This window comes from Delftia sp. WSY_7 (genome assembly GCF_043104845.1).
GTDB classification, from domain to species: domain Bacteria; phylum Pseudomonadota; class Gammaproteobacteria; order Burkholderiales; family Burkholderiaceae_C; genus Comamonas; species Comamonas tsuruhatensis.
Map to the genome: position 1 here is coordinate 1 of NZ_JBICLB010000032.1, position 18,980 is coordinate 18,980.

21 protein-coding genes are annotated in these 18,980 nt (G+C 65.2%); 8 read left to right on the plus strand and 13 right to left on the minus strand.

All coding sequences use genetic code 11. The features are described from left to right. Positions 1 to 408 (plus strand): flagellin (locus ACF8ME_RS11915; RefSeq protein WP_392416607.1); only part of this gene is annotated, 408 nt, incomplete at its 5' end. Positions 409 to 486: 78 nt separating this feature from the next. Here ACF8ME_RS11915 and ACF8ME_RS11920 read toward each other — a convergent pair. Beyond that, positions 487 to 1,089: a methyltransferase domain-containing protein gene (locus ACF8ME_RS11920; RefSeq protein WP_013800353.1), complete on the minus strand. Its 603-nt coding sequence runs from the start codon at positions 1,087 to 1,089 to the stop codon at positions 487 to 489. 246 nt (positions 1,090 to 1,335) lie between these two features. Between ACF8ME_RS11920 and ACF8ME_RS11925 the strand changes: the two genes are divergently transcribed. The 4 genes from ACF8ME_RS11925 to ACF8ME_RS11940 all read left to right on the plus strand — a co-directional run bounded on the left by ACF8ME_RS11925 (position 1,336) and on the right by ACF8ME_RS11940 (position 4,633). Further along, positions 1,336 to 2,238, plus strand: coding sequence for a flagellin (locus ACF8ME_RS11925; protein ID WP_392416610.1), 903 nt, complete (start codon positions 1,336 to 1,338; stop codon positions 2,236 to 2,238). 166 nt (positions 2,239 to 2,404) lie between these two features. Continuing rightward, complete coding sequence (fliD, locus tag ACF8ME_RS11930) at positions 2,405 to 3,796, plus strand: flagellar filament capping protein FliD (protein ID WP_392416612.1); 1,392 nt, start codon at positions 2,405 to 2,407, stop codon at positions 3,794 to 3,796. A gap of 121 nt (positions 3,797 to 3,917) precedes the next feature. Beyond that, on the plus strand, positions 3,918 to 4,331 hold the full coding sequence (fliS, locus tag ACF8ME_RS11935) for a flagellar export chaperone FliS (protein WP_013800356.1): 414 nt from the start codon (positions 3,918 to 3,920) through the stop codon (positions 4,329 to 4,331). 2 nt (positions 4,332 to 4,333) lie between these two features. Further along, positions 4,334 to 4,633 (plus strand): flagellar protein FliT, encoded by a 300-nt coding sequence (locus tag ACF8ME_RS11940; protein ID WP_016449305.1) that lies wholly within the window; start codon positions 4,334 to 4,336, stop codon positions 4,631 to 4,633. 156 nt (positions 4,634 to 4,789) lie between these two features. Here ACF8ME_RS11940 and ACF8ME_RS11945 read toward each other — a convergent pair whose 3' ends face one another. The 12 genes from ACF8ME_RS11945 to flgB all read right to left on the minus strand — a co-directional run bounded on the left by ACF8ME_RS11945 (position 4,790) and on the right by flgB (position 16,796). After that, entirely contained in the window at positions 4,790 to 6,082 is a 1,293-nt protein-coding gene (locus tag ACF8ME_RS11945) for an HDOD domain-containing protein (RefSeq protein WP_016449306.1), read from the minus strand. Positions 6,083 to 6,103: 21 nt separating this feature from the next. Next, positions 6,104 to 7,303: a flagellar hook-associated protein FlgL gene (gene flgL, locus ACF8ME_RS11950; RefSeq protein ID WP_016454332.1), complete on the minus strand. Its 1,200-nt coding sequence runs from the start codon at positions 7,301 to 7,303 to the stop codon at positions 6,104 to 6,106. Between the two features lie 23 nt (positions 7,304 to 7,326). Next, positions 7,327 to 9,291, minus strand: coding sequence for a flagellar hook-associated protein FlgK (gene flgK, locus ACF8ME_RS11955; RefSeq protein WP_034366512.1), 1,965 nt, complete (start codon positions 9,289 to 9,291; stop codon positions 7,327 to 7,329). Positions 9,292 to 9,305: 14 nt separating this feature from the next. Continuing rightward, the gene (gene flgJ, locus ACF8ME_RS11960; protein WP_016449309.1) at positions 9,306 to 10,286 is read right to left on the minus strand and encodes a flagellar assembly peptidoglycan hydrolase FlgJ; all 981 of its coding nucleotides are present in this window, start codon (positions 10,284 to 10,286) and stop codon (positions 9,306 to 9,308) included. Beyond that, positions 10,283 to 11,431, minus strand: a complete 1,149-nt coding sequence (locus ACF8ME_RS11965; protein WP_016449310.1) for a flagellar basal body P-ring protein FlgI — start codon at positions 11,429 to 11,431, stop codon at positions 10,283 to 10,285. The genes flgJ and ACF8ME_RS11965 overlap by 4 nt, the downstream gene beginning before the upstream one ends. Positions 11,432 to 11,451: 20 nt before the next feature. After that, positions 11,452 to 12,159 (minus strand): flagellar basal body L-ring protein FlgH, encoded by a 708-nt coding sequence (locus ACF8ME_RS11970; protein ID WP_012202559.1) that lies wholly within the window; start codon positions 12,157 to 12,159, stop codon positions 11,452 to 11,454. A gap of 201 nt (positions 12,160 to 12,360) precedes the next feature. After that, the gene (gene flgG, locus ACF8ME_RS11975; RefSeq protein ID WP_012202560.1) at positions 12,361 to 13,143 is read right to left on the minus strand and encodes a flagellar basal-body rod protein FlgG; all 783 of its coding nucleotides are present in this window, start codon (positions 13,141 to 13,143) and stop codon (positions 12,361 to 12,363) included. Between the two features lie 22 nt (positions 13,144 to 13,165). After that, positions 13,166 to 13,906 carry a flagellar basal body rod protein FlgF gene (locus tag ACF8ME_RS11980; protein ID WP_016449311.1) on the minus strand — a complete coding sequence of 247 codons (741 nt, stop codon included), beginning with the start codon at positions 13,904 to 13,906 and terminating at the stop codon, positions 13,166 to 13,168. Positions 13,907 to 13,935: 29 nt separating this feature from the next. Further along, entirely contained in the window at positions 13,936 to 15,210 is a 1,275-nt protein-coding gene (flgE, locus tag ACF8ME_RS11985; protein WP_392416614.1) for a flagellar hook protein FlgE, read from the minus strand. A gap of 40 nt (positions 15,211 to 15,250) precedes the next feature. Next, a complete protein-coding gene (locus tag ACF8ME_RS11990; protein ID WP_016449313.1) occupies positions 15,251 to 15,913 on the minus strand; it encodes a flagellar hook assembly protein FlgD in 663 nt (220 codons plus the stop codon). A gap of 34 nt (positions 15,914 to 15,947) precedes the next feature. Further along, the gene (flgC, locus tag ACF8ME_RS11995; protein WP_016449314.1) at positions 15,948 to 16,352 is read right to left on the minus strand and encodes a flagellar basal body rod protein FlgC; all 405 of its coding nucleotides are present in this window, start codon (positions 16,350 to 16,352) and stop codon (positions 15,948 to 15,950) included. A gap of 30 nt (positions 16,353 to 16,382) precedes the next feature. Then, entirely contained in the window at positions 16,383 to 16,796 is a 414-nt protein-coding gene (gene flgB / locus ACF8ME_RS12000) for a flagellar basal body rod protein FlgB (RefSeq protein ID WP_013800365.1), read from the minus strand. 234 nt (positions 16,797 to 17,030) lie between these two features. Here flgB and flgA point away from each other — a divergent pair, with 234 nt between their 5' ends. The 3 genes from flgA to ACF8ME_RS12015 all read left to right on the plus strand — a co-directional run bounded on the left by flgA (position 17,031) and on the right by ACF8ME_RS12015 (position 18,642). Continuing rightward, positions 17,031 to 17,795, plus strand: a complete 765-nt coding sequence (gene flgA / locus ACF8ME_RS12005; RefSeq protein WP_016449315.1) for a flagellar basal body P-ring formation chaperone FlgA — start codon at positions 17,031 to 17,033, stop codon at positions 17,793 to 17,795. Positions 17,796 to 17,873: 78 nt separating this feature from the next. Further along, a complete protein-coding gene (gene flgM, locus ACF8ME_RS12010; protein WP_016449316.1) occupies positions 17,874 to 18,194 on the plus strand; it encodes a flagellar biosynthesis anti-sigma factor FlgM in 321 nt (106 codons plus the stop codon). Between the two features lie 76 nt (positions 18,195 to 18,270). Then, positions 18,271 to 18,642, plus strand: a complete 372-nt coding sequence (locus ACF8ME_RS12015; RefSeq protein ID WP_212646774.1) for a hypothetical protein — start codon at positions 18,271 to 18,273, stop codon at positions 18,640 to 18,642. Positions 18,643 to 18,980: the final 338 nt, after the last annotated feature.

Below are 18,980 nucleotides of genomic sequence, written 5' to 3' on the forward strand. Positions count from 1 at the left end.
GATGCCAGCTTCACTTTCCAGGTGGGTGCCAATACTGCAGCCGACAACCAGATCAATGTGGTGGTGTCCTCGGCAACGAGCCTTGGCAGCCTGAGCGACTCCACAGCAAGCCTGGGATCAGTCGAGTCTGCAGCGCTGGCCCAGGTTGATGCCATCGACTCGGCGCTGGACAACATCAACGGTATGCGTGCCGACTACGGCGCGGCCCAGAACCGTTTCGAAGCAACGATTGCCAACCTGCAAGTGGCCTCGGAAAACACTGCGGCAGCCCGTGGTCGCATCATGGATGCCGACTTCGCTGGTGAAACCTCGAACCTGAGCCGCGCCCAGATCCTGCAACAGGCTGGCACGGCCATGGTGGCCCAGGCCAACCAGCTGCCCCAGGGCGTTCTTGCCCTGCTGCGCTGAGAATGGCAGGCCGTATCACGGCGGCATGCTGAAAAGTAAAAACCCGGCCTAGCCGGGTTTTTTACGTTTGCGCGTGTTTTATAGCCGGAAATACTGCCTGGCGAGGTCGCGGATCTCTTCCTCCTCGCGTGTACTGTTGCTGGCGATCGCCCAGATGTCATAGGACTCGGGACGTGCCACGGACGCCACGATCGGAAAGCCTGCGGCACGCAGGGCATCGTTCATGGTCTTGTCCGTGAAGCCGCAGCGATGCGACATGTAGAGGTTGCCCTGGGCCATGGAGCTGCGCAGGCCATATAGGATGTCCAGCGGGCTGATGGGGCCGGCCGGCGAAATATAGGCGGGGTCGGTCAGTTGGCCATTGGCCACCAGAGCGCAGACGGACTGCAGATCGGGACAGGTGATGATGGCGAAACCATCGGGTTTGAGCACGCGTCGGAACTCGGCAAGGGCAAGCGGAACTTCGTGCGGATACAAGTGCTCGATGTTGTGGCTGGAATAGATTGCATCAATGGAAGCATCCGCCACGGCGGACATGTTCGTCATCGTGCCGATGAGGTCCGGCTCTACGCGTGCATCGATGTCCAGGCGCAGTTCCTGCCAGTCATCGCTCTGAAAGCCGGGAGAGGTGGAGGACTTGCGTTGCGGGCCGCATCCAACGTGCAAAAGGGTTCGGGTCATAGGGTGAGCGCGCCTGGGCGCAGGAGGTGAAAGTGCGCACTTAGAGTAACCAGGCGGGAGCGGCGGAATGACGCGAATTGGGGGGGGATGCCCGTTTTTATCGCTGCTTTGGGCTCATGCCTCGTCGGGACAATGCATGGCATCAGATTGGCGGAGCTAGGCGGTGTCTGGCGTGCTGTCTGACGTTCGGTGGCCTGTGGTCACGGAGCGGCTAGCCATTGTCCATGCCTAACGAGGAGTTGCCACATGGCATCCACCATCAATACCAATCTCATTTCGCTGAACGCGCAACGCAACCTCAACACGTCGCAGTCCTCACTGTCCACCACCATGCAGCGCCTGTCTTCGGGTCTGCGAGTGAACAGTGCCAAGGACGATGCAGCGGGTCTGGCGATCGCCGAGCGCATGAATGCCCAGGTGCGCGGCATGAATGTGGCCATGCGCAATGCCAACGATGGCATTTCCATGGCGCAGACGGCTGAAGGCGCATTGAGCAAGATCGGCGAAAATCTCCAGCGCATGCGTGAGTTGGCCGTGCAGGCGGCCAACGACACGAATGGCAGCAATGACCGCTCGTCGCTGGATAAGGAGTATCAACAGCTGGCCCAGGAAATTGCCCGTGTGGTCTCGAGCACTCAGTTCAATGGCCGCCAACTGCTGAATACCAGTGCTGTTGCCGTATTCCAGGTCGGTGCGAATGTTGGCACGGACAACCAGATTCAACTGGATGCCGTGAATCTCGCGACCGCGACAGCCAATGGCGGTCTGGGCGTGACCCAGGCTACCGTCGGGGCTGGAGCCAACACGCGTGTGGTCGATACCCTGGACGGCGCTCTTGGCTCGTTGCAGGGCACCGCTACCGATGCCGCTGCGGCCAGGAGCTCCATGGATGCAATCGACAAGGCTCTGGATGAGGTCAACAACACCCGCGCCACCTTCGGCGCAGCCCAGAACCGCTTCGAAGCCGTGATTGCCAACCTGCAGGTCGCATCGGAAAATACGGCTGCCTCGCGCTCGCGCATCATGGATGCGGACTTCGCCGCCGAAACCGCCAACCTGAGTCGCACGCAGATCCTGCAGCAGGCCGGCACGGCGATGGTGGCCCAGGCCAATCAGCTGCCCCAGTCGGTACTCAAGTTGATCCAGTAAAGAAACGCGAAAAAAAAGCGGCGGCATGGCCTCAAGTCTGGGGTCGGCATGCCGAAGCATTGGTGGTGGGGCTCCTTGCATGCCGTGCGGCTTGCGCGTGCCCTGGGAGCCTTGTGCGCTGGCGCAGCACAGGCTCTAGGCCCGTAGCACTAAAAAGGAGTACGTTATGGCATTGACAGCAGCGGGGATTGGCAGCGGCCTGAATGTGGAATCGATGATTTCGCAGTTGGTGACGCTGCAAAAGCAGCCTCTGGTGCAGTTGCAGACGGCTGCATCTTCCCTTGACACCAAGATCTCGACGGTCGGCAGCATCAAGTCGCTCATGTCGACCTTGTCTGACTCGGCCCGAAAACTAGCCGACAAGGATGCCTGGGCGCTGACGACGGCGACGGCGTCGAACACGGCGGTTTCCGTGAGCGTGACCGGCAGCGCGATGCCCGGCAGCACACAGATCGATGTGGACCAGGTGGCTCGCAACCAGTCGCTGGCATCGAAGAGCTTTGCCGCTGCCTCGAACTTCGGGCCCGGGACGCTGAAGTTCACCATGGGAGGAAAGACCACCGAGGTCCAGATCAGCGAATCGATGACCATGGACAAGGTTGTCGCGGCCATCAATGCCAAGCAGGGTGAAAGTGGCGTGGTCGCCTCCGTGATCAAGGATGCGAACGGCGAACGGCTGCTCATGCGTTCGAAGAATTCCGGCGCTGATGCCCAGTTCACCGTCGAGGCGACGGGCGCGGATGCCAATCTGTCTTCCCTGGCCTATGCGGGACAGGCGACCAACGGTGATACGAGCAATGGTGGCGTGGTTCAACTGGCACAGAATGCCAAGGCCACGGTCAACGGCATCAAGGTGGAATCGGCGACAAACGAGTTCAAGGACACCATCCCCGGTTTGAGCTTCACGGTCAATCAAGCCACCAAGACCGGAGAACCCACACTGCTGACTGTCGTCTCTGACACCGAAGGTATGAAGAAGAACATCCAGGCCTTCATGGATGCCTACAACGCCATCAGCGACAAGCTTGTGGCGTCCACCAAGTACGATGCCGAGAGCAAGACTGCCGGCGTCATGCAAGGTGACTCCACTATGGTTGGTCTGACCAATGGTCTGCGCGAGGTGCTTGCTTCCCAGATCGGTGGCATCAACCTGTCGGACCTGGGCATACAGTTGGGCAAGGGCGGCAAGCTGGCCTTCGGCACGCTTGCCAAGGACAAGTCCAATCTGGAAGCGGTTCTGAAGGATCCCAGCAAGCTGGCGCAGGTCTTTGCTGCGGAAGGCGAGTCCGACAAGCCAGAGACAAAGGGCCTGGCCCTGCGGATGAAGGAGTACGCCGACAAGGTCCTCGAATTCGACACAGGGGTGTTTGATGCCAAGACCAAGGGCTTACAGCAGCTCAAGAAGGACAACACCAAGGCCCAGGACCGCGTCAACGAGCGCGCCGAAGCCTTTGAACAGCGCATGCGTACACAGTACGCAGCGTTGGACAAGAAGATGGGATCGAGCTCGGTGCTTAGCTCTTACCTGTCACAGCAAGTAAGCCAGTGGAACAGATAGGCCTCAGGTCTAATGATTGAGACGAGCCTGCGTATCAGGCTTGTCCAGCATGCAAGGCGAGGCTTCAGTTTCTCGCCTGGATGCCGAAAATCATGGTAACAAGACACCAAGGAACGCTGGAATGAATTCGATGTTCAACCGCCGTGGGGCTAGCGCTTACAACCAGGTAGGTGTTCAGTCGGTTGTGAATGGAGCATCCCCTCATATGCTGATTCAGCTATTGTTCAATGCCCTGGATGCATCTCTGAATGCGGCCAAGGGCGCCATGCAGCGCGGCAGCATTGAAGAAAAGGGCATCCAGATCGGCAAGGCGGTACGCATTCTCGAGGAGGGCCTCAAGGCAGCCGTAGATGTTGACCAGGGCGGGGAATTGGCCCAGAACCTGATCACGGTTTATGACTACAGCATCACCCAACTGACATTCGCCAATCTGCGCAACGATGTGCAATTGCTGCAATCGGTCCAAGACGTTCTGGCGCCGATCGCGCAAGGCTGGAGCGATATCTCCGATACGCCAGCCGTTGCCGGGACCTAGAAATGGAGTTGACATTGATTGACTTTTACCGGGCCATAGAAGACAGCAGCGCCAAGATGCTGCAGGCCGCACAGAACAAGGATTGGGAGGGAGTGACGCGCTACGAAGGCACCTGTGCCGTGCTGATCGAGCAGCTGCGGCTCAAGTCCCATGACGAGCCGCTGGCGCCTGAGCAACGCAAGGAGAAGGCCCGCATCATGCAGCGCATCCTGCGCAACGATGCCCAGATCCGCACGCTGGCCGAGCCCTGGCTGGCACAGTTCGAGCACATGTTCGACGGTCAGCCCCACGCCATGCATTGAGCCATGGCCTGACGGCGGCAGCTGCATCTGCAGCTTCCTGCCGGACATGAAAAAACCGCCTGAGATCCAGGCGGTTTTTTCATGGGCGGAATCTGCGGATGGCAGCGGCTGCAGATCAGGCCGCAGGTTCGGCCGCTGTGGGTCGCCGTATATCGATCAGGCCGCCGGCGCGGGCTGCACCTGCAGTTCGCTGAGCATGCGCAGCAGGTTGCGGTTGACGTCCTCGATCTCGAAGTCGTTGTCTTCGCGCAGCTGGCGAATCGGTGCGGGATCGTCGGATTCCAGCGCAATGGCCATCATCAGGGCCGGCGCGTAGGGGCCGGTGCGCGTCACGGCCGCGTCGAAGACGCGTTCGGACAGTGGTACGCGGCGCAGCACGGTGGGCAGGGGCTCGCCCAGCAATTGGTCCAGCTGCGAGAACAGGCCCAGCAGATAGACCTCGCGCTGCAGGTCGTGGCTGATGCCGGCTTCGATCAGGCGTTCGGTCAGGCTGGCGCGCAGCCGGATGGCGGTGCGCACGGGTATCAGGCTGGGCTCGGTGCAGGCGTGGGGCAGCTGGTCCGACAGCCAGCGCTGCAGCGTGCCGTAGCCCAGCATCACCAGGCCGCGGCGCAGCGAGTCCACATTGCCCCGCAGGCCCAGGGCCGCGGAGTTGGTGTAGAGCATGAAGCGATAGGCCAGGATGGGGTCCTCGCCCAGGATCTGCTCGAAGGCTTCCAGCGATTGCTCGGCATCGACGGCGCGCATCAGCGCAAGCACGGTGTCGCGGCTGGGCAGGGCGGGGTGATGGCGCTGGGCATGCAATGCATCGGCCACGGGCCAGCCGGCGATGGCGCCCGCATGGAAGCTGTCCAGGCACAGATCGGCCAGAGCCAGGCTTTCCAGCCCTTCATACATCTGGCCGCCCAGCAGCTGCAGGGGGGGCAGGGTGGGGGCGGGCCTGGCGGCCTGCTTGAGGGCCTGGAGCTTGGTCGGCGCTTCGGCGGCCTGCGCGGCCTGCTGCAGCGCCAGCACGGTCTGATTGGGCATGCCCGAGGCGCCTTCGGGCGGCAGGTGCAGCAGGCTGCTGGCAAACCAGTGGGCGGCCTGGGCGTCGGGCACGTCGGACAGCGGGCCGCGCCAGACCAGCATCAGGCCGCGCGCATGGGCCTGGCGCACCAGGTCATAGATGGCGGAGTCCTGCAGCCAGTCGCCGCGTACCTCGATCCAGGGGCTTCCCTTGGAGGCGTTCTCCAGCAGGTCGCACAGCACCTGGCGGGATTGGGGCGACAGCAGCACCGGCGGCGACTGCGTGCCCCAGGTCTCGCGCAGTATGCGCAGCAGGTGGGCCACGTCGGCCTGGACGCCGGGCTCCTCGTGAAGATAAAGCTGCACGCCCGCCAGACGGCGGGCCTGGTTCCAGAGCGGCCTATAGCCGAGGGTCAGAGAGCTCAGGACGGACTGGACCATGGATGCATGCGCGGGCGGTTATCAGTTGATGAAGTTGAACAGTGACAGTTTCTGGATCGAGGCGTAGGACTGCAAGGCCGCCTGCATGCCCACCTTCTGCATGTCCACATCGGAGAGGGCCTTGATCATATCGATGTCTTCGGCCCGCGAGCGCGCTGCTTCCTGCTGGTCCGCCTGGTTCTTCATGTCGTCTTCGAGGCGGTCGGCGCGGTTGAGCTGGTCGCCGGCGAAGCTGCGCATGGCCTGGACGCGGCTCATGCCGGCGTCGAGTTCGTTGAGGCCGCGGCCCAGCGCCTGCTGCATGGCGCCGGCATCGGTGGCGCCGTTCTTCACGCCCGCGATCACGTTGTCCAGCACGCTGAACAGGTCGGTGCGCTGGCTGGGGCCCAGCGTGAAGCTGTCGCCCGTGGCCAGGTTGCCCGAGATCTTCATCGACATGCCGCCCACGGTGATGGTGTCTCCGGCCGTGTAGGGAACGGCCGGGCCGGTCGTGCCACCGGAGGTGACGGTGTAGCTCAGGGCGCCCGTCGTGGCGTCCTTGGTGAAATTCAGGGTGTAGCTGGCGCCCGTGATGGCGCTGGGGTCCGACACCGTGCCCAGGTCGGCATAGGCCGAGCTGCCCGTGGGCGACTGGCGCGTCACGGCGAACACGCCGTTGCCCGTGGGCACGTTCATCCAGGTCGCAAAGCCGTCCAGCGCCAGCGGCAGGCCGTTTTCGCTGCCCGTGGCCTGGCCCGGTTGCAGCTGGGAATTGGTGCCGGGGTTGCCGTTGGTGAGAGGGTCTTCCTTGCTGCCCAGTCCGCGGAAGATGGGCAGGCCGTTGGAGTCCTTGGCATTGGCGTAGCTCAGCACCTGGTTGCGTATGCTTTCGAGCTGCTGCACCAGCGCATCGCGCGCCTTCTGGTCATAGGAGCCGTTGCCGGACTGCAGGATCAGGTCGCGGAAGTCCTTGAGCGCGTCGTGGGCGGTGCCCAGCTTGGATTCGCCCTGGGCCATCACATCGCGCTGCAGGCCCAGCACACGCTGGTCGTTTTCCGAGCGGGAGATGCGCGTGAGCGCGCGCTCGGCCTGGGCGGCGGCCACGGGGTCGTCGCTGGCGCGCACCACGCGCTTGCCGGAAGTGGTCTTTTCCATCAGGTCCACCAGACTCGTGTTGCGCGAGTTCAGGTTGTTGATGGTGCTTTCGTACATGTTGGCCGTGCCAATGCGGGAGATGCTCATGGTGGAATGCTCCTGTCCTGTGATCAGCGGCCCACGGTCTGCAGAACGCTGTCGAAAATGCTTTGCGCGACCTGCAGCATCTTGGCCGATGCCTGGTAGGACTGCTGGTACTGCAGCAGCTTGGCGGCCTCTTCGTCGAGGTTCACGCCCGAGACGGCCGTGCGGTCCGCCTCCAGGTTCTTGGCGATGGTCTCGGACAGCTTGGCCGCGTACTGCGCGCTCTGTGTGCGGGTGCCCACCTGGGCCATGGCGGTGGAAAAGCCGTCGCTCAGCGTGGTCGAGCCATCGAAGAGCTTGCTGTCGCGCAGCGCCAGGAAGGAGCTGGCATTGCCGGCATCGCGCTGGTAGGCCGTGCCGTATTGCGGATCGGTGGCCTTGCCCAGCGTGACCTTGTCGCTGTTGGTTCCGTTGATGGCGGGCGTGCCGGTGATCTTGACCTGCAGGCCCGGCGCCAGCTGGATGGCCTGGCCGGAGGTGTACAGGCCCGTGGCCGGGATGCCGCCTGCCGGTGCCGGGGTGATGGTGTACTCCAGCTGTCCGGCAGCGTTCTTGCTGAACGACACCTCGGCGCCGGCAAAGGTCGACAGGTCGAAGCCCGCGCTGACCTGGATGCCGCCCATCTGCAGCGTGGCGTCGCCCAGGGACTTGATGCTGGCGGCCACGGGGTTGGCCACGGCCAGGTCGTTGGGCGAGTGCACGGCGGCCTGGATGTCGTGGGCGCCTGCCGCCATGGGGCGGAACAGGATGGAGTTGCCCTGCACGCCTTCGGCCTTGAGGTCGAAGCGCAGGCCGTCGATCTCCTTGGAGCTCAGGTCGGCCATGTCGGTGAAGTCCGTGACCTTGCCGTCCGACAGGCGGATGACCTTGCCCGCTGGGGCCGTGCTGCCGAAGACGACCTGGTAGTCGGAGGCCTTGAGCTGGCTGGCATCGACCACCGTGGTTGTCGGCGTGGTGGCACCTGTCCACTGGGCGCCCGTGGTCGAGCCGTTGCTGACCATGGACAGCTTGAACAGATTGCTGCCGCTTTGTCCCGACAGCGTCAGGCCGAGGTTGTTTTGCTGGTTCAGCGTGTCGCCGATGGCCAGTGCCATGCGGCCCAGCAGGTTGCGGCCCTCGGTCAGGTCGCTGCCCTGGAACTGCAGCAGGCCGGCGATCTCGCCGCCACCCAGCATGGAGGGCGTCAGCTCCACGCTCTGGCCGCCGGGCTGCTGGAAGTACAGGGCCATCTTGCCGCTGCCCGGAAACTCCGTGGCCTCCTTGAGCGTGAGCTGGGCCGAACTGGAGCCCAGCACCAGCGGCTGGCTGCCGCCCACGAACAGGCTGATGGTGCCGTCGTCCGCGGGGATCTGGCTGGTCTGCACATACTTGTTGATATTGCGCACCAGCTGGTCGCGCTGGTCCAGCAGGTCGTTGGGCGTCTGGCCCGAGGCGATGGAGCGGCTGATCTGCGCATTGAGCGTGGCCACCTGGCCAGCCAGGCTGTTGACCACGGTCACATCGTTGCCCATCTGCTGCTTGGCGCTGTAGTCCAGCTCGTCGAGCTGGGCCGATGCCGAGCGAAAGCGCGCCGCCAGCTCGTTCATGCGCGTGAGCGCCACCTGGCGTGCCGACGGGTCGGTGGGCGCGCCGGCCACATCGCCGAACGAATTCATCATGTCCGTGATGGCCGCGCCCAGGCCGGTCTTGCCGCCGCTGAACACTTCCTGCATCTGCGCCAGCGAGGTGGCGCGCGCCGAATCGGCCGCCGACACGGCGCTGGCCGTGGCCGCCTGGCGGTTCAGCAACTCGTTGAAGTTGCGCAGGATGGTGTTCACATCCACGCCATTGCCGATGTAGCCGCTGCCCATGTTCTGGCCCGGCGAGGTCTGGAAGGCCACGCTCTGGCGCGAGTAGCCGGCCGTGTTGACGTTGGCGATGTTGTGGCCGGTGGTCTGCAGGGCGATCTGATTCGCCATCAGGGCGCGGGATCCGACGTTCAAAAGGCTCATGGCGTGTTCTCGGTTTAGGCTTGTGCGCGTGCCGCGCTCTGCACGGCGCTCTGGATGGCGCGGCTGAGCTTGCTGGCGTATTCGGGATCGGTGGCGTAGCCGGCTTTCTGCAGCTCGGTCGCATAGGCCAGGGCCGAGTCGGTCTTGCCCATGGCTTTCTCGTAGCGCGGATTGCTGGTGATCAGCCGCGCATAGTCGCGGAAGGACTCCTCGTAGGAGCCGTAGGCGCGGAACTTGGCCGTGACCTTGCGCGCCACGCCGTCGATGTATTCGGTGGTCGTGACCTCGGCGACCTTGCCCGTCCAGCCCTTGCCGGCCTTGATGCCGAAGAGGTTGTGGGCATTGCTGCCATCGGCGTTCTTGATCTCGCTCTTGCCCCAGCCGGTCTCGTGGCCGGCCTGGCCCAGCATGAAGGCGGCCGGAATGCCGCTTTCCTGCGCCACGCGCGCCGCGGCGTCGCCATGGTGGGCCACGAAGTTGTCGCGGCCCTTGGGCGCGGGTGCGTAGGCGTTGACGGACTGGGCCGCGCTGCTGCGGCTGCCGCTCCAGGCGCCGATGGCAGCGGTGCCGCCGGCGGCGCCATTGGCATTGGTGGCCGTGCTGCGCCAGGCGATGCGGCTCATGCTCAGCGTGGAGGGCACGGAGATCTCGGCATCCTCGGCGGCTTCCGAGCCCATGGTGCGGGCCAGCTGGCGCGTGATGGCATCCGACAGTCCGCCGGGCTGGCCCGACATGGCCACCGACAGCTGCTGGTCCAGCATGTCGGTGCTGAGGTTGCCCTGTGCGCTGTCGAGCAGGCCGGACTTCATGGTCGCCTCGCGCATGCTCTTGATCATCTCGCGCATGAACAGCGATTCCAGCTGTTTGGCGGTTTCCTTCGCGGCCTGCGGGCTGTTCTCGCCGGCCGCGAACTTGAGTGCGTTGAGGGACCGGGCGTCGGCCGCCAGCGCATTGCTGGCCGCAGTCTGCGATCCATTGGGAAGTGCGATGCTCATATCACCTCCAGTTCGGCGTTGAGAGCGCCTGCGGCCTTGATGGCCTGCAGGATGGCCAGCAGATCCTGGGGCGTGGCGCCCAGCGTGTTGAGTGCGCGCACCACGTCGGTGAGCTGCGGGGAGCCGGGCATGTTGATGATGTTGCCGGGCTCCTGCTTGATCTGGATGTCGGACTTCTGGGCCACCACGGTCTGGCCCTGCGAGAAGGCGCCGGGCTGGCTGATCACCGGCGTGGTGCTGATGGTGATGGCCAGGTTGCCATGGGCGATGGCGCAGGGGCCCAGGGTCACGGCCTGGTTGAGCACGATGGAGCCCGTGCGTGCGTTGATCACGACCTTGGCCGAGGGCTTGGAGGTCTCGATCGGCATCTCCTGGATCTCGGCGATCATGCGCACGCGCGATCCCGGGTCCTGGGGCGCGGATACGCGCACGGTGCGCCCGTCCAGCGCCTGCGCCACGCCCTGGCCCATGCGCTGGTTGATGGCGCGCACCACCTTGTCGGCGGTCTGGAAATCGGTGGCGTTCAGGCCCAGCGTGATGCTGTCGCCTTCGTTGATCGGGGTGGGAACGGCGCGTTCGACCTGGGCGCCCTGCGGCACGCGGCCCGCGCTCAGGTGGTTGATCTGTACCTTGGAGCCGCCGGCCGAGGCGCCGGCGCCGCCGACCACGAGGTTGCCCTGGGCCAGCGCGTAGATCTCGCCGTCGGCACCGCGCAGCGGCGTGGTCACCAGGGTGCCGCCCTTGAGCGACTTGGCATTGCCCACGGAGGAGACGACCACGTCGATGGTCTGGCCTGGCTGGGCAAAGGCCGGCAGCTCGGCGGTGACGATCACGGCCGCCACGTTCTTGAGCTGCAGCTGGCCCGCGTTGCCTGTGGCGGGCAGCGAGATGCCCATCTGCTCCAGGTAGTTGGCCAGGGCCTGCTTGGTGTAGGGCATCTGGGTGGTCTGGTCGCCCGTGCCGTCGAGGCCGACCACCAGACCGTAGCCGGTCAACTGGTTGCTGCGCACGCCCTGGATGGCAGCGACCTCCTTGATGCGTGTTGCATGCGCCGGCAGGGTCAGCATGCTGGCGCCGAGGGCGGCTGCAACCCAGAAGGGGCGCTGCGCTTGGCGCAATGTCAGGAGCATGGACAGTACTTTCATGCTGTCCATTCTCCGGAGAATCAGAACGGCATAACGTTCAAAAAGAACCGGGACAACCAGCCAATTGACTGCGCTTCCCCGGCCTGCCCGCGGCTGCGCGATTCCACGCGCACATTGGCCACCTGGGTCGAGGCGACCAGGCTGCCGGGCTGCATGGTGCGCGGGTCCACCGTGCCCGTGAAGCGCAGCACATCCACGTTGTGGTTCACGCCGATCTGCTTTTCTCCGGCGATCACCAGATGGCCGTTGGGCAGCACATCGACCACCGTCGTGCTGATGGCGCCCGTGAACGTGTTGTCGCTGGACGTCGAGCCCGAGCCCGTGTAGTCGTTGTTGTTGTTGAAGCCGATGTTGGAGCGGTCCTTGAGATTGGCCAGCGCATTGCCCGAAAACAGCGGCAGCGCCGAAATCCCGGCCGTGGTCTTGTTGGACCGCTTGAGGCCAGAATCCGACTTCTGGCTGGCCGTCACACGCTCCACGATCTGCACCGTCACCAGGTCCCCCACCAGGCGCGCACGCCGGTTCTCGAAACCGGGCCGGTAGCTGGCCGCGTTGAACAGGCTGCCCGTGGGGCTGCCCGCCACCGGGGCGGGCTGCGGCAGCACCGGCGGCGCCGTGGACGGCATGTCCACCGGCGGCGGGTCATTGAGCGTCGTGCAGCCCGACAGGACTGCCGCCAGCGCCAGGCATGTGCCCGTCGCGGAAAGGGAGAAGGTTCGTTGGGTCATGGCGATGTTCCCGGTGTTTCAGTGATCCATGCTTCGCATGAACCTGGCGAGCCATAGGCATGTGGCGCGACCCCGGAGACCGGCGCGGCCCAGGTCAGGGACGCCGAGCAAGGGCCGCCCCGCAGCGAGGGCGTCGTCCCCCTCCCTCGCGAAGCGAGTAGAGAGGGGGAAGCGGCGAAGCCGCTCAGGGGGAGAGATCAATTACAACTGCGCCAGCTTGGCCAGCATCTGGTCCGACGTCTGGATGGCCTTGGAATTCATTTCATAGGCGCGCTGGGTCTGGATCATGGTCACCAGCTCCTGCACCACGTTCACGTTCGAGCCTTCCAGGTAGCCCTGCTTGATCATGCCCATGCCGTTGACACCGGGCTGGCCCTGCTGGGGCTGGCCCGAGGAAGCGGTTTCCGTGAACAGGTTCTGGCCGCGCGGCTCCAGGCCGGCCGGATTGATGAACTGGCTCATCGCGATATTGCCCACCTGCTGGGGCGCGGCCTGGCCGGCCATGGTCACGCTGACCACGCCCTCGGGGCTGATCGACACTTTGGTCGCGCCCTGGGGAATGGTGACGCCGTTGGCGATGGGCATGCCGCTGGCAGTCACCAGCTGGCCCTGGGCATCGACCTGGAAGGAGCCGTCGCGGGTATAGGCCGTGGTGCCGTCGGGCATGTTGACCTGGAAGAAGCCGTTGCCGTCGATGGCCACGTCCAGCGCATTGTTGGACTGCTGCAGGGCGCCCTGCAGGAAATTGCGCGAGGTGGCCACCGTGCGCACGCCCAGGCCCAGGTGCAGGCCCGTGGGAAGCTGGTTCTGCTCGGTGGTCTGGGCGCCCGACTGGCGCAGGTTCTGGTAGATCAGATCCTCGAACACCGCGCTGGCGCGCTTGTAGCCCGTGGTCGAGACGTTGGCCAGGTTGTGGGAGATCACATCCAGCTGGGTCTGCTGGGCTTCCATGCCGGTCTTGGAGATGAACAGCGAATTGATCATGGCGTTTTCCTTTTCAGTGCTTTCAGCCGTTCATGCTCAAGAGTTGGCTGGCCGTCTTGTCATTGGTTTCTGCGGTCTGCAGCAGGCGCATCTGGGTCTCGAACTGGCGGGCGGCGGCAATCATGCCGACCATGGTCTCCACCGAATTCACGTTCGAGCCTTCGATGGCACCCGACAGCAGGCGGGCGTTCTCGTCGTTGGGCAGCGGCTCGCCGTTGCCCGTGCGGAACAGGCCGTCGTTGCCGCGCACCAGCGCAGCGTCCTCGGCCGGCGTGGCCAGCTTGACGCGGCCCACGGCCACGGGCAGCTGGTTGCCGGTCTTGGCGGTCAGCGTGCCGTCGGAGCCCAGGGAAATCGTGGACTCGGGCGGAATGTCGATGGGGCCGCCGCCGTCCGACAGCACGGCCTGGCCGTTGCTGTTGACCAGCTGGCCCTCGGGGGAAACCTCGAACACGCCGTTGCGTGTGTAGGCTTCCTGGCCGTCCAGGCCCTGGACGGCGAACCAGGCGCGGCCCATGGCCATGGCGTCCAGTGCGCGGCCCGTGCGCTGGGTGGGGCCGGGCGTGTCCACGTAGCCGGAGGTCGCCTCCAGCGCGAACACGCGCGTGCCCGCGCCGCTGCCCTGCAGGGGCACGGAGCGGAAGGTGGACATTTCGGCCCGAAAGCCATTGGTGCCGGCATTGGCCAGGTTGTGGGCCAGCACGGACTGACGCTGCGCCGCTGCGTTGGCGCCCGTCATGGAGGTGTAGATGATGCGGTCCATGCCGGCTCTCCTGACTCAGTTCTTGGCTATCAGCGCAGGTTCACCAGGGTCGAGAAGACCTGGTCCTGGGTCTTGATGGTCTGGGCATTGGCCTGGTAGGCGCGCTGCGCGGTCATCATGTTCACCAGCTCGGCGGTCAGGTCCACGTTGGAGTCCTCCAGCGCGCCCGAACGCAGCGAGCCGAAGGTGCCGGACTGGGCCGTGCCGTTGAGCGCCGGGCCCGAATCCGAGGTTTCCACCCACTTGTTGTCACCCACGGCGCCCAGGCCCTGGGTGTTGGTGAAGGCGGCCAGGGCCAACTGGCCTTCGGTGCGCGTCACGCCGTTGGAGTAGGTGGCCACGATGGAGCCATCGTTGCCGACATTGATGCCGGTGAGCGCGCCTGCGGTGTAGCCGTCCTGCTTGAGGCTGCTGACCGCGAACTTGGAGCCGAACTGCGAGACGTTGGAGAAGTCCAGCGTCACGCCGGCCGTGCCGTTGATGGTGCCGGGCGTGGGCGCGTTGGGGTTGCTGCTATTGATCTGCACGCCAGTCACAGGGCTGCCGCTGGTGATCTTGCCGGAGGCATCGAACACCAGGGTGGTCAGCAAGGTGGCGACCTTGGGCGGCGATGCCGTGGGGTCGTCCAGGCCGTCGTAGACCTTCCAGGTGTTGGACGCCGCGTCCTTCTCGAAGTACATCTGCACCGGCGTGGGCACGCCCTGGCTGTCATAGACGTTGATCGAGGTGCCATAGGTGGCGCGCGGCGTGGCGGCAACGGGAGGCGTGGCTGTGGGGTCGCCTGCCGCGGGCGTGGCGCGCGCATCGAGGTTCAGCGACACGTCGATCTTGGTCGTGGTCTTGGCAGCGATCGGCTGGCCCGAAGGAAAGACCATGGGCACGGGCTGCCCGCCGGCCAGTACCTTGCCCGTGGTGGCGTCCACGGGGTAGCCCATGACGTTGTCGCCCTGCACGGTCTTGAGGTTGCCCTGCTTGTCCAGGCCGAAGTTGCCGGCGCGCGTATAGGCCGTGCTGCCATCGGGCTGGCGCACCACGAAGAAGCCGTTGCCGTTGATGGCCACGTCCAGGTTGTTGCCCGTGGTGGTGATCGGACCCTGGCGGAACTGCTGGGTCACGGCGGCCACATTGACGCCGATGCCGCTGTTCTGGCCGCTGGCCGAGCCGACGGCGCTGGCCACGGCCTCGGCGAACTCGGCGCGCGAGGACTTGAAGCCCGTGGTGTTGGCGTTGGCGATGTTGTGGCCGATCACGTCCAGGTTCTTGCTGGCGGCGTTCAGACCCGAGAGGCCTTGTTGGAATCCCATGGTGTGCTCCTGCGATGGTTTGGGGTGTTTGGTGCGGTGTTCAGTACACGGCCTTGACGGAGGTGTAGGCGACGTTGGTGCCGTCGTCCAGCTCCAGCGTCAGCTTGCCGTCGGTGGTGCCCGTGGCAAGCACCGCGTGGGGCGACAGCGTGGTCGAGGCCACGGCCTTGTCGGCATTCGTGGCCTGCACCGTGTAGCGCAGCTGGCTGGCATCGCCCGTGTACTTGCTGCCGTCCCAGGTGAAGTAGTTGCGGCCCGCGGTGCCGCTGCCCAGCTCGACGGTGTCCACCAGCTCGCCGCCGGCCGTGGTGATCTGCACCTTGACATCGGCGGCCGGGCCTTCGAGGTCGAAGGCCGCCGTATAGGACTTTTCCTTGCCCACGCCCAGGGTGTTGCCCTCGGTCAGCACGGTGCGGCCGATCATCTGCGTGCCCTGCAGCACCTGCATGGCCGTGAACTGGCCGGCCATGCTTTCCATGGTCTTGTTCAACTGCTGGATGCCGGTGACGGTGTTGATCTGCGCCATCTGCGAGGTCATCTGCGCGTTGTCCATCGGATTCATGGGATCCTGGTTGTTCAACTGCGCGACCAGCAGCTTCAGGAAGCGGTCCTGCGCTGCTGCGGGGTCGGTGTTCGAATTGCTCGTGGTGTTCTTGCTGTTGAGGTCGGCCGTGCTGGCGACGCTGCCTGCGCCATAGATCATGGGAGTGGCTCCTGGAATGTGGTGCGGACGGGGCTCACTGGCCCATCTGCAGGGTTTTGAGCAGCAGCGACTTGGTCGTGTTCATGACCTCGACGTTGTTCTGGTAGGAGCGCGAGGCCGAGATCATGTTGACCATCTCGTCCACGGCGCTGACGTTGGAATGCGTCACATAGCCTTCGGCATCGGCCAGCGGGTGCTGGGGATCGTGGATGCGGCGGCCCGGCGTGTTGTCCTGGCTGATGGCGCTGACGCGCACGCCCGAGGAGCCTTCCTCGCCCATGGGCACGGTCTGGAAGACCACCTGGCGCGCCTGGTAGGCCTTGCCGTCGGGGCCGGCCACGGCATCGACGTTGGCCAGGTTCGAGGCCACGACGTTCAGGCGCTGGGACTGGGCGCTGACGGCACTGCCGGAGATGCTGAAGATGGAGAACATGGACATGGGAAAGCTCCTGTGGTCTGTGGCGCCGGCTTACTGGCCCTGGATGGCCGACAGCATGGTCTTGGCCTGGCCGTTCAGAAAGCGCAGCGTGGCTTCGTAGCGCACGGCGTTGTCGACGAAGTTGGCGCGTTCGCGGTCCAGGTCCACGGTGTTGTTGTCCATGTTGGTCTGGGCCTGCACCGAGTAGCCGAGATGGCTTTGCGCGCTCTGCCCCGAGGCGGCGGCAGGCAGCGGAATGTGGCCGCCCTGGCTGACGCTGGCCAGCGTCATGGGCGAGGGGCCGGAGGTGACGGCCGTCAGCGCCTCGCGGAAATTGAAGTCGCGTGCCACATAGCCCGGGGTGTCGGCATTGGCGATGTTGCTGGCGATTGCACGCTGGCGCTCGGCGCGCAGCACCAGCGCCTTGCTCTGGAAATCCAGTCGTTCAGTCATCTTGTCGAGCATGTCGGCCTCGCCCTCTGGGATTTGCGGTGATCGGTTGACGAAATGGCGGCAGCCCACGGACTGCGGCATGCGTCGATTATGGAAATCGGGCCCGAACGCTAAAGCGCAAAGAAAGCGCGTTTGCCTGCGCAGTTCGGCGCTTCGGAAAACGGCGCCCGCCCTATATTTGCTGGCATCGCTCCATGTATCCCGCCCATCCTGACGGGGTGCCGGAGCAAGTCAGGAGCCCCAGCCATGTCGAACTTCAGCACCGCCCATCCGCCTTCCGCCGCCCGAGCCTTCGCCCGCGCCGCCGCATGCGCTGCGCTCGCCGCTGGAGCATCGCTGGCAGGCAGCGCGTTCGCGCAGAACGCGCCCGATGGCGCGGCCCAGCTCAGCCAGATCGGCCAGCGCTTTGCCGACGAGGCCCTGCAGCAGGGCATGGCCGGTGCGGGCGCCCTGCCCCTGCGCATGGAAGTGCAGATGGGCCAGCTCGATCCCCGCCTGCGCCTGGCCGCCTGCGCCAAGGTCGAACCCTATTTGCCCGCAGGCTCGCGCCTGTGGGGCCGTACCCGCCTGGGCCTGCGCTGCCTGCAGGGCGCCGTGGCCTGGAATGTGTTCCTGCCCATCACGGTCAAGGCCTGGGGGCCTGCCTGGGTGCTGCAAAACGGCGTGCCTTCGGGCCGCCCGCTGTCGGCCGACGACGCCGTCCAGGCCGAGGTGGACTGGGCCGAGGATTCGGCCGCCGTCTACGCCAACCAGCAGGACTGGGTGGGCCTGGTGGCTTCCCGCCCGCTGGCCGCAGGCCAGGCACTGCGCCAGAACATGCTGCGCACGCCGGCGCTGTTCGCGGTGGGTGCCGAAGTGCGTGTTCTGGTCAATGGTGGTGGTTTTTCCGTCACATCGTCGGGCAAGGCCATGTCTGCCGCCGGCGAAGGCCAGACCGTGCGGGTTCGCATGGATAATGGCCGGCTCATCTCCGGGGTGGTGAATCCCGAGGGCGTGGTGCTGGTGCAGTAAAAAAACCTCAAGTTTTGTTCCAGGCAGTCGAAAGCTAGGCACAGCGCCTTACGCCGCCAGGGCGATTGGAGAATCAAGATGAAGATAGGTCAAAAACCGGAACTGCCCGCCGCTGCCTCCCAGGCCGCCGCCAAGCAGCCCAAGACAGCCAGCGCCATTGCCAGCGAGGAATCCTCCGCACAGGCCCAGCCTGCCAAGGCGGCCGGTGTTCCCGTGTCGTTCTCGAACTCGGCCCGCGCACTGGACCAAACTGGTCGTGCCACCGCCGACTTCGATGCCAACCGCGTCAAGGAAATCCGCGAAGCCATTGCCAACGGCACCTTCCGCGTGAACGCCGACGCCGTGGCCGACAAGCTGCTGGCCAACTCCGAGGAATTCCTCTCGCACTCGCGCGTCTGAGCGCGGGTTCGGTTCTTTCTCGGTTTTTTCCTTCCGGCGCGAGCACGCGCTTTCTTTTTTCAGCAAGGCCTGTCCCATGACTCTCAGCGAGATGCTCGATTCCCTGGACGCGGTGGTCCGGATGGTGTCCGCCTCGCTGCAATCGAAGGATGCGGTCGCGCTGGAGCAGTCCAGTACCCGGCTGCGCGATGCCATGGCGGCGTTTTCCGAACTGGCCCGCCGCTTCAGCTCGGCCGACTGGACGCAGGAGCTGCGCGAGCGCGCCCAGGCTCTGGGCGAGCAGATGGCCATGCAGCGCGACCAGCTGGCGCGCATGGCGGTGGTGGCCCAGCACCAGGCGGCGGCGCTGATTCCCCAGGCTTCGGACCAGGCCACGTATGGACGTGACCTGTATGGAAACCCTCACGCCGGACCGGGCAAGGCGCGCATCTACCACTCGGCCAGCTGAAGCAGCCTCCTTCTTCCTTTTTTCCTGTCCTGATCAACCCTCCGGCACGCGTGCCCGAGGGTTTTGTCTTTTCCGGGGTGGCGTCGGCGTGACGCGCCTGCCGGCCGGTGCAGGCAGGGCTGCGCATCGGCAGGCGACCCTCCATGCGCGGGAGGAGGTCACGCTTGCTGAAAAAGACGGGGGGCTTTGGGCCGTGCGGTGACGGGCGGCCAGGAATGGGGAGGGTGGGCAAAGGCCCGGTTCGGCGAAAGCGGAACAACGCCTTGAAGAAGGCCGGATCCTGCGCGTGCCGGAAAGACGCAGCCATGCGATGGTGCGCGCAAATGCTGTTCGGTCTG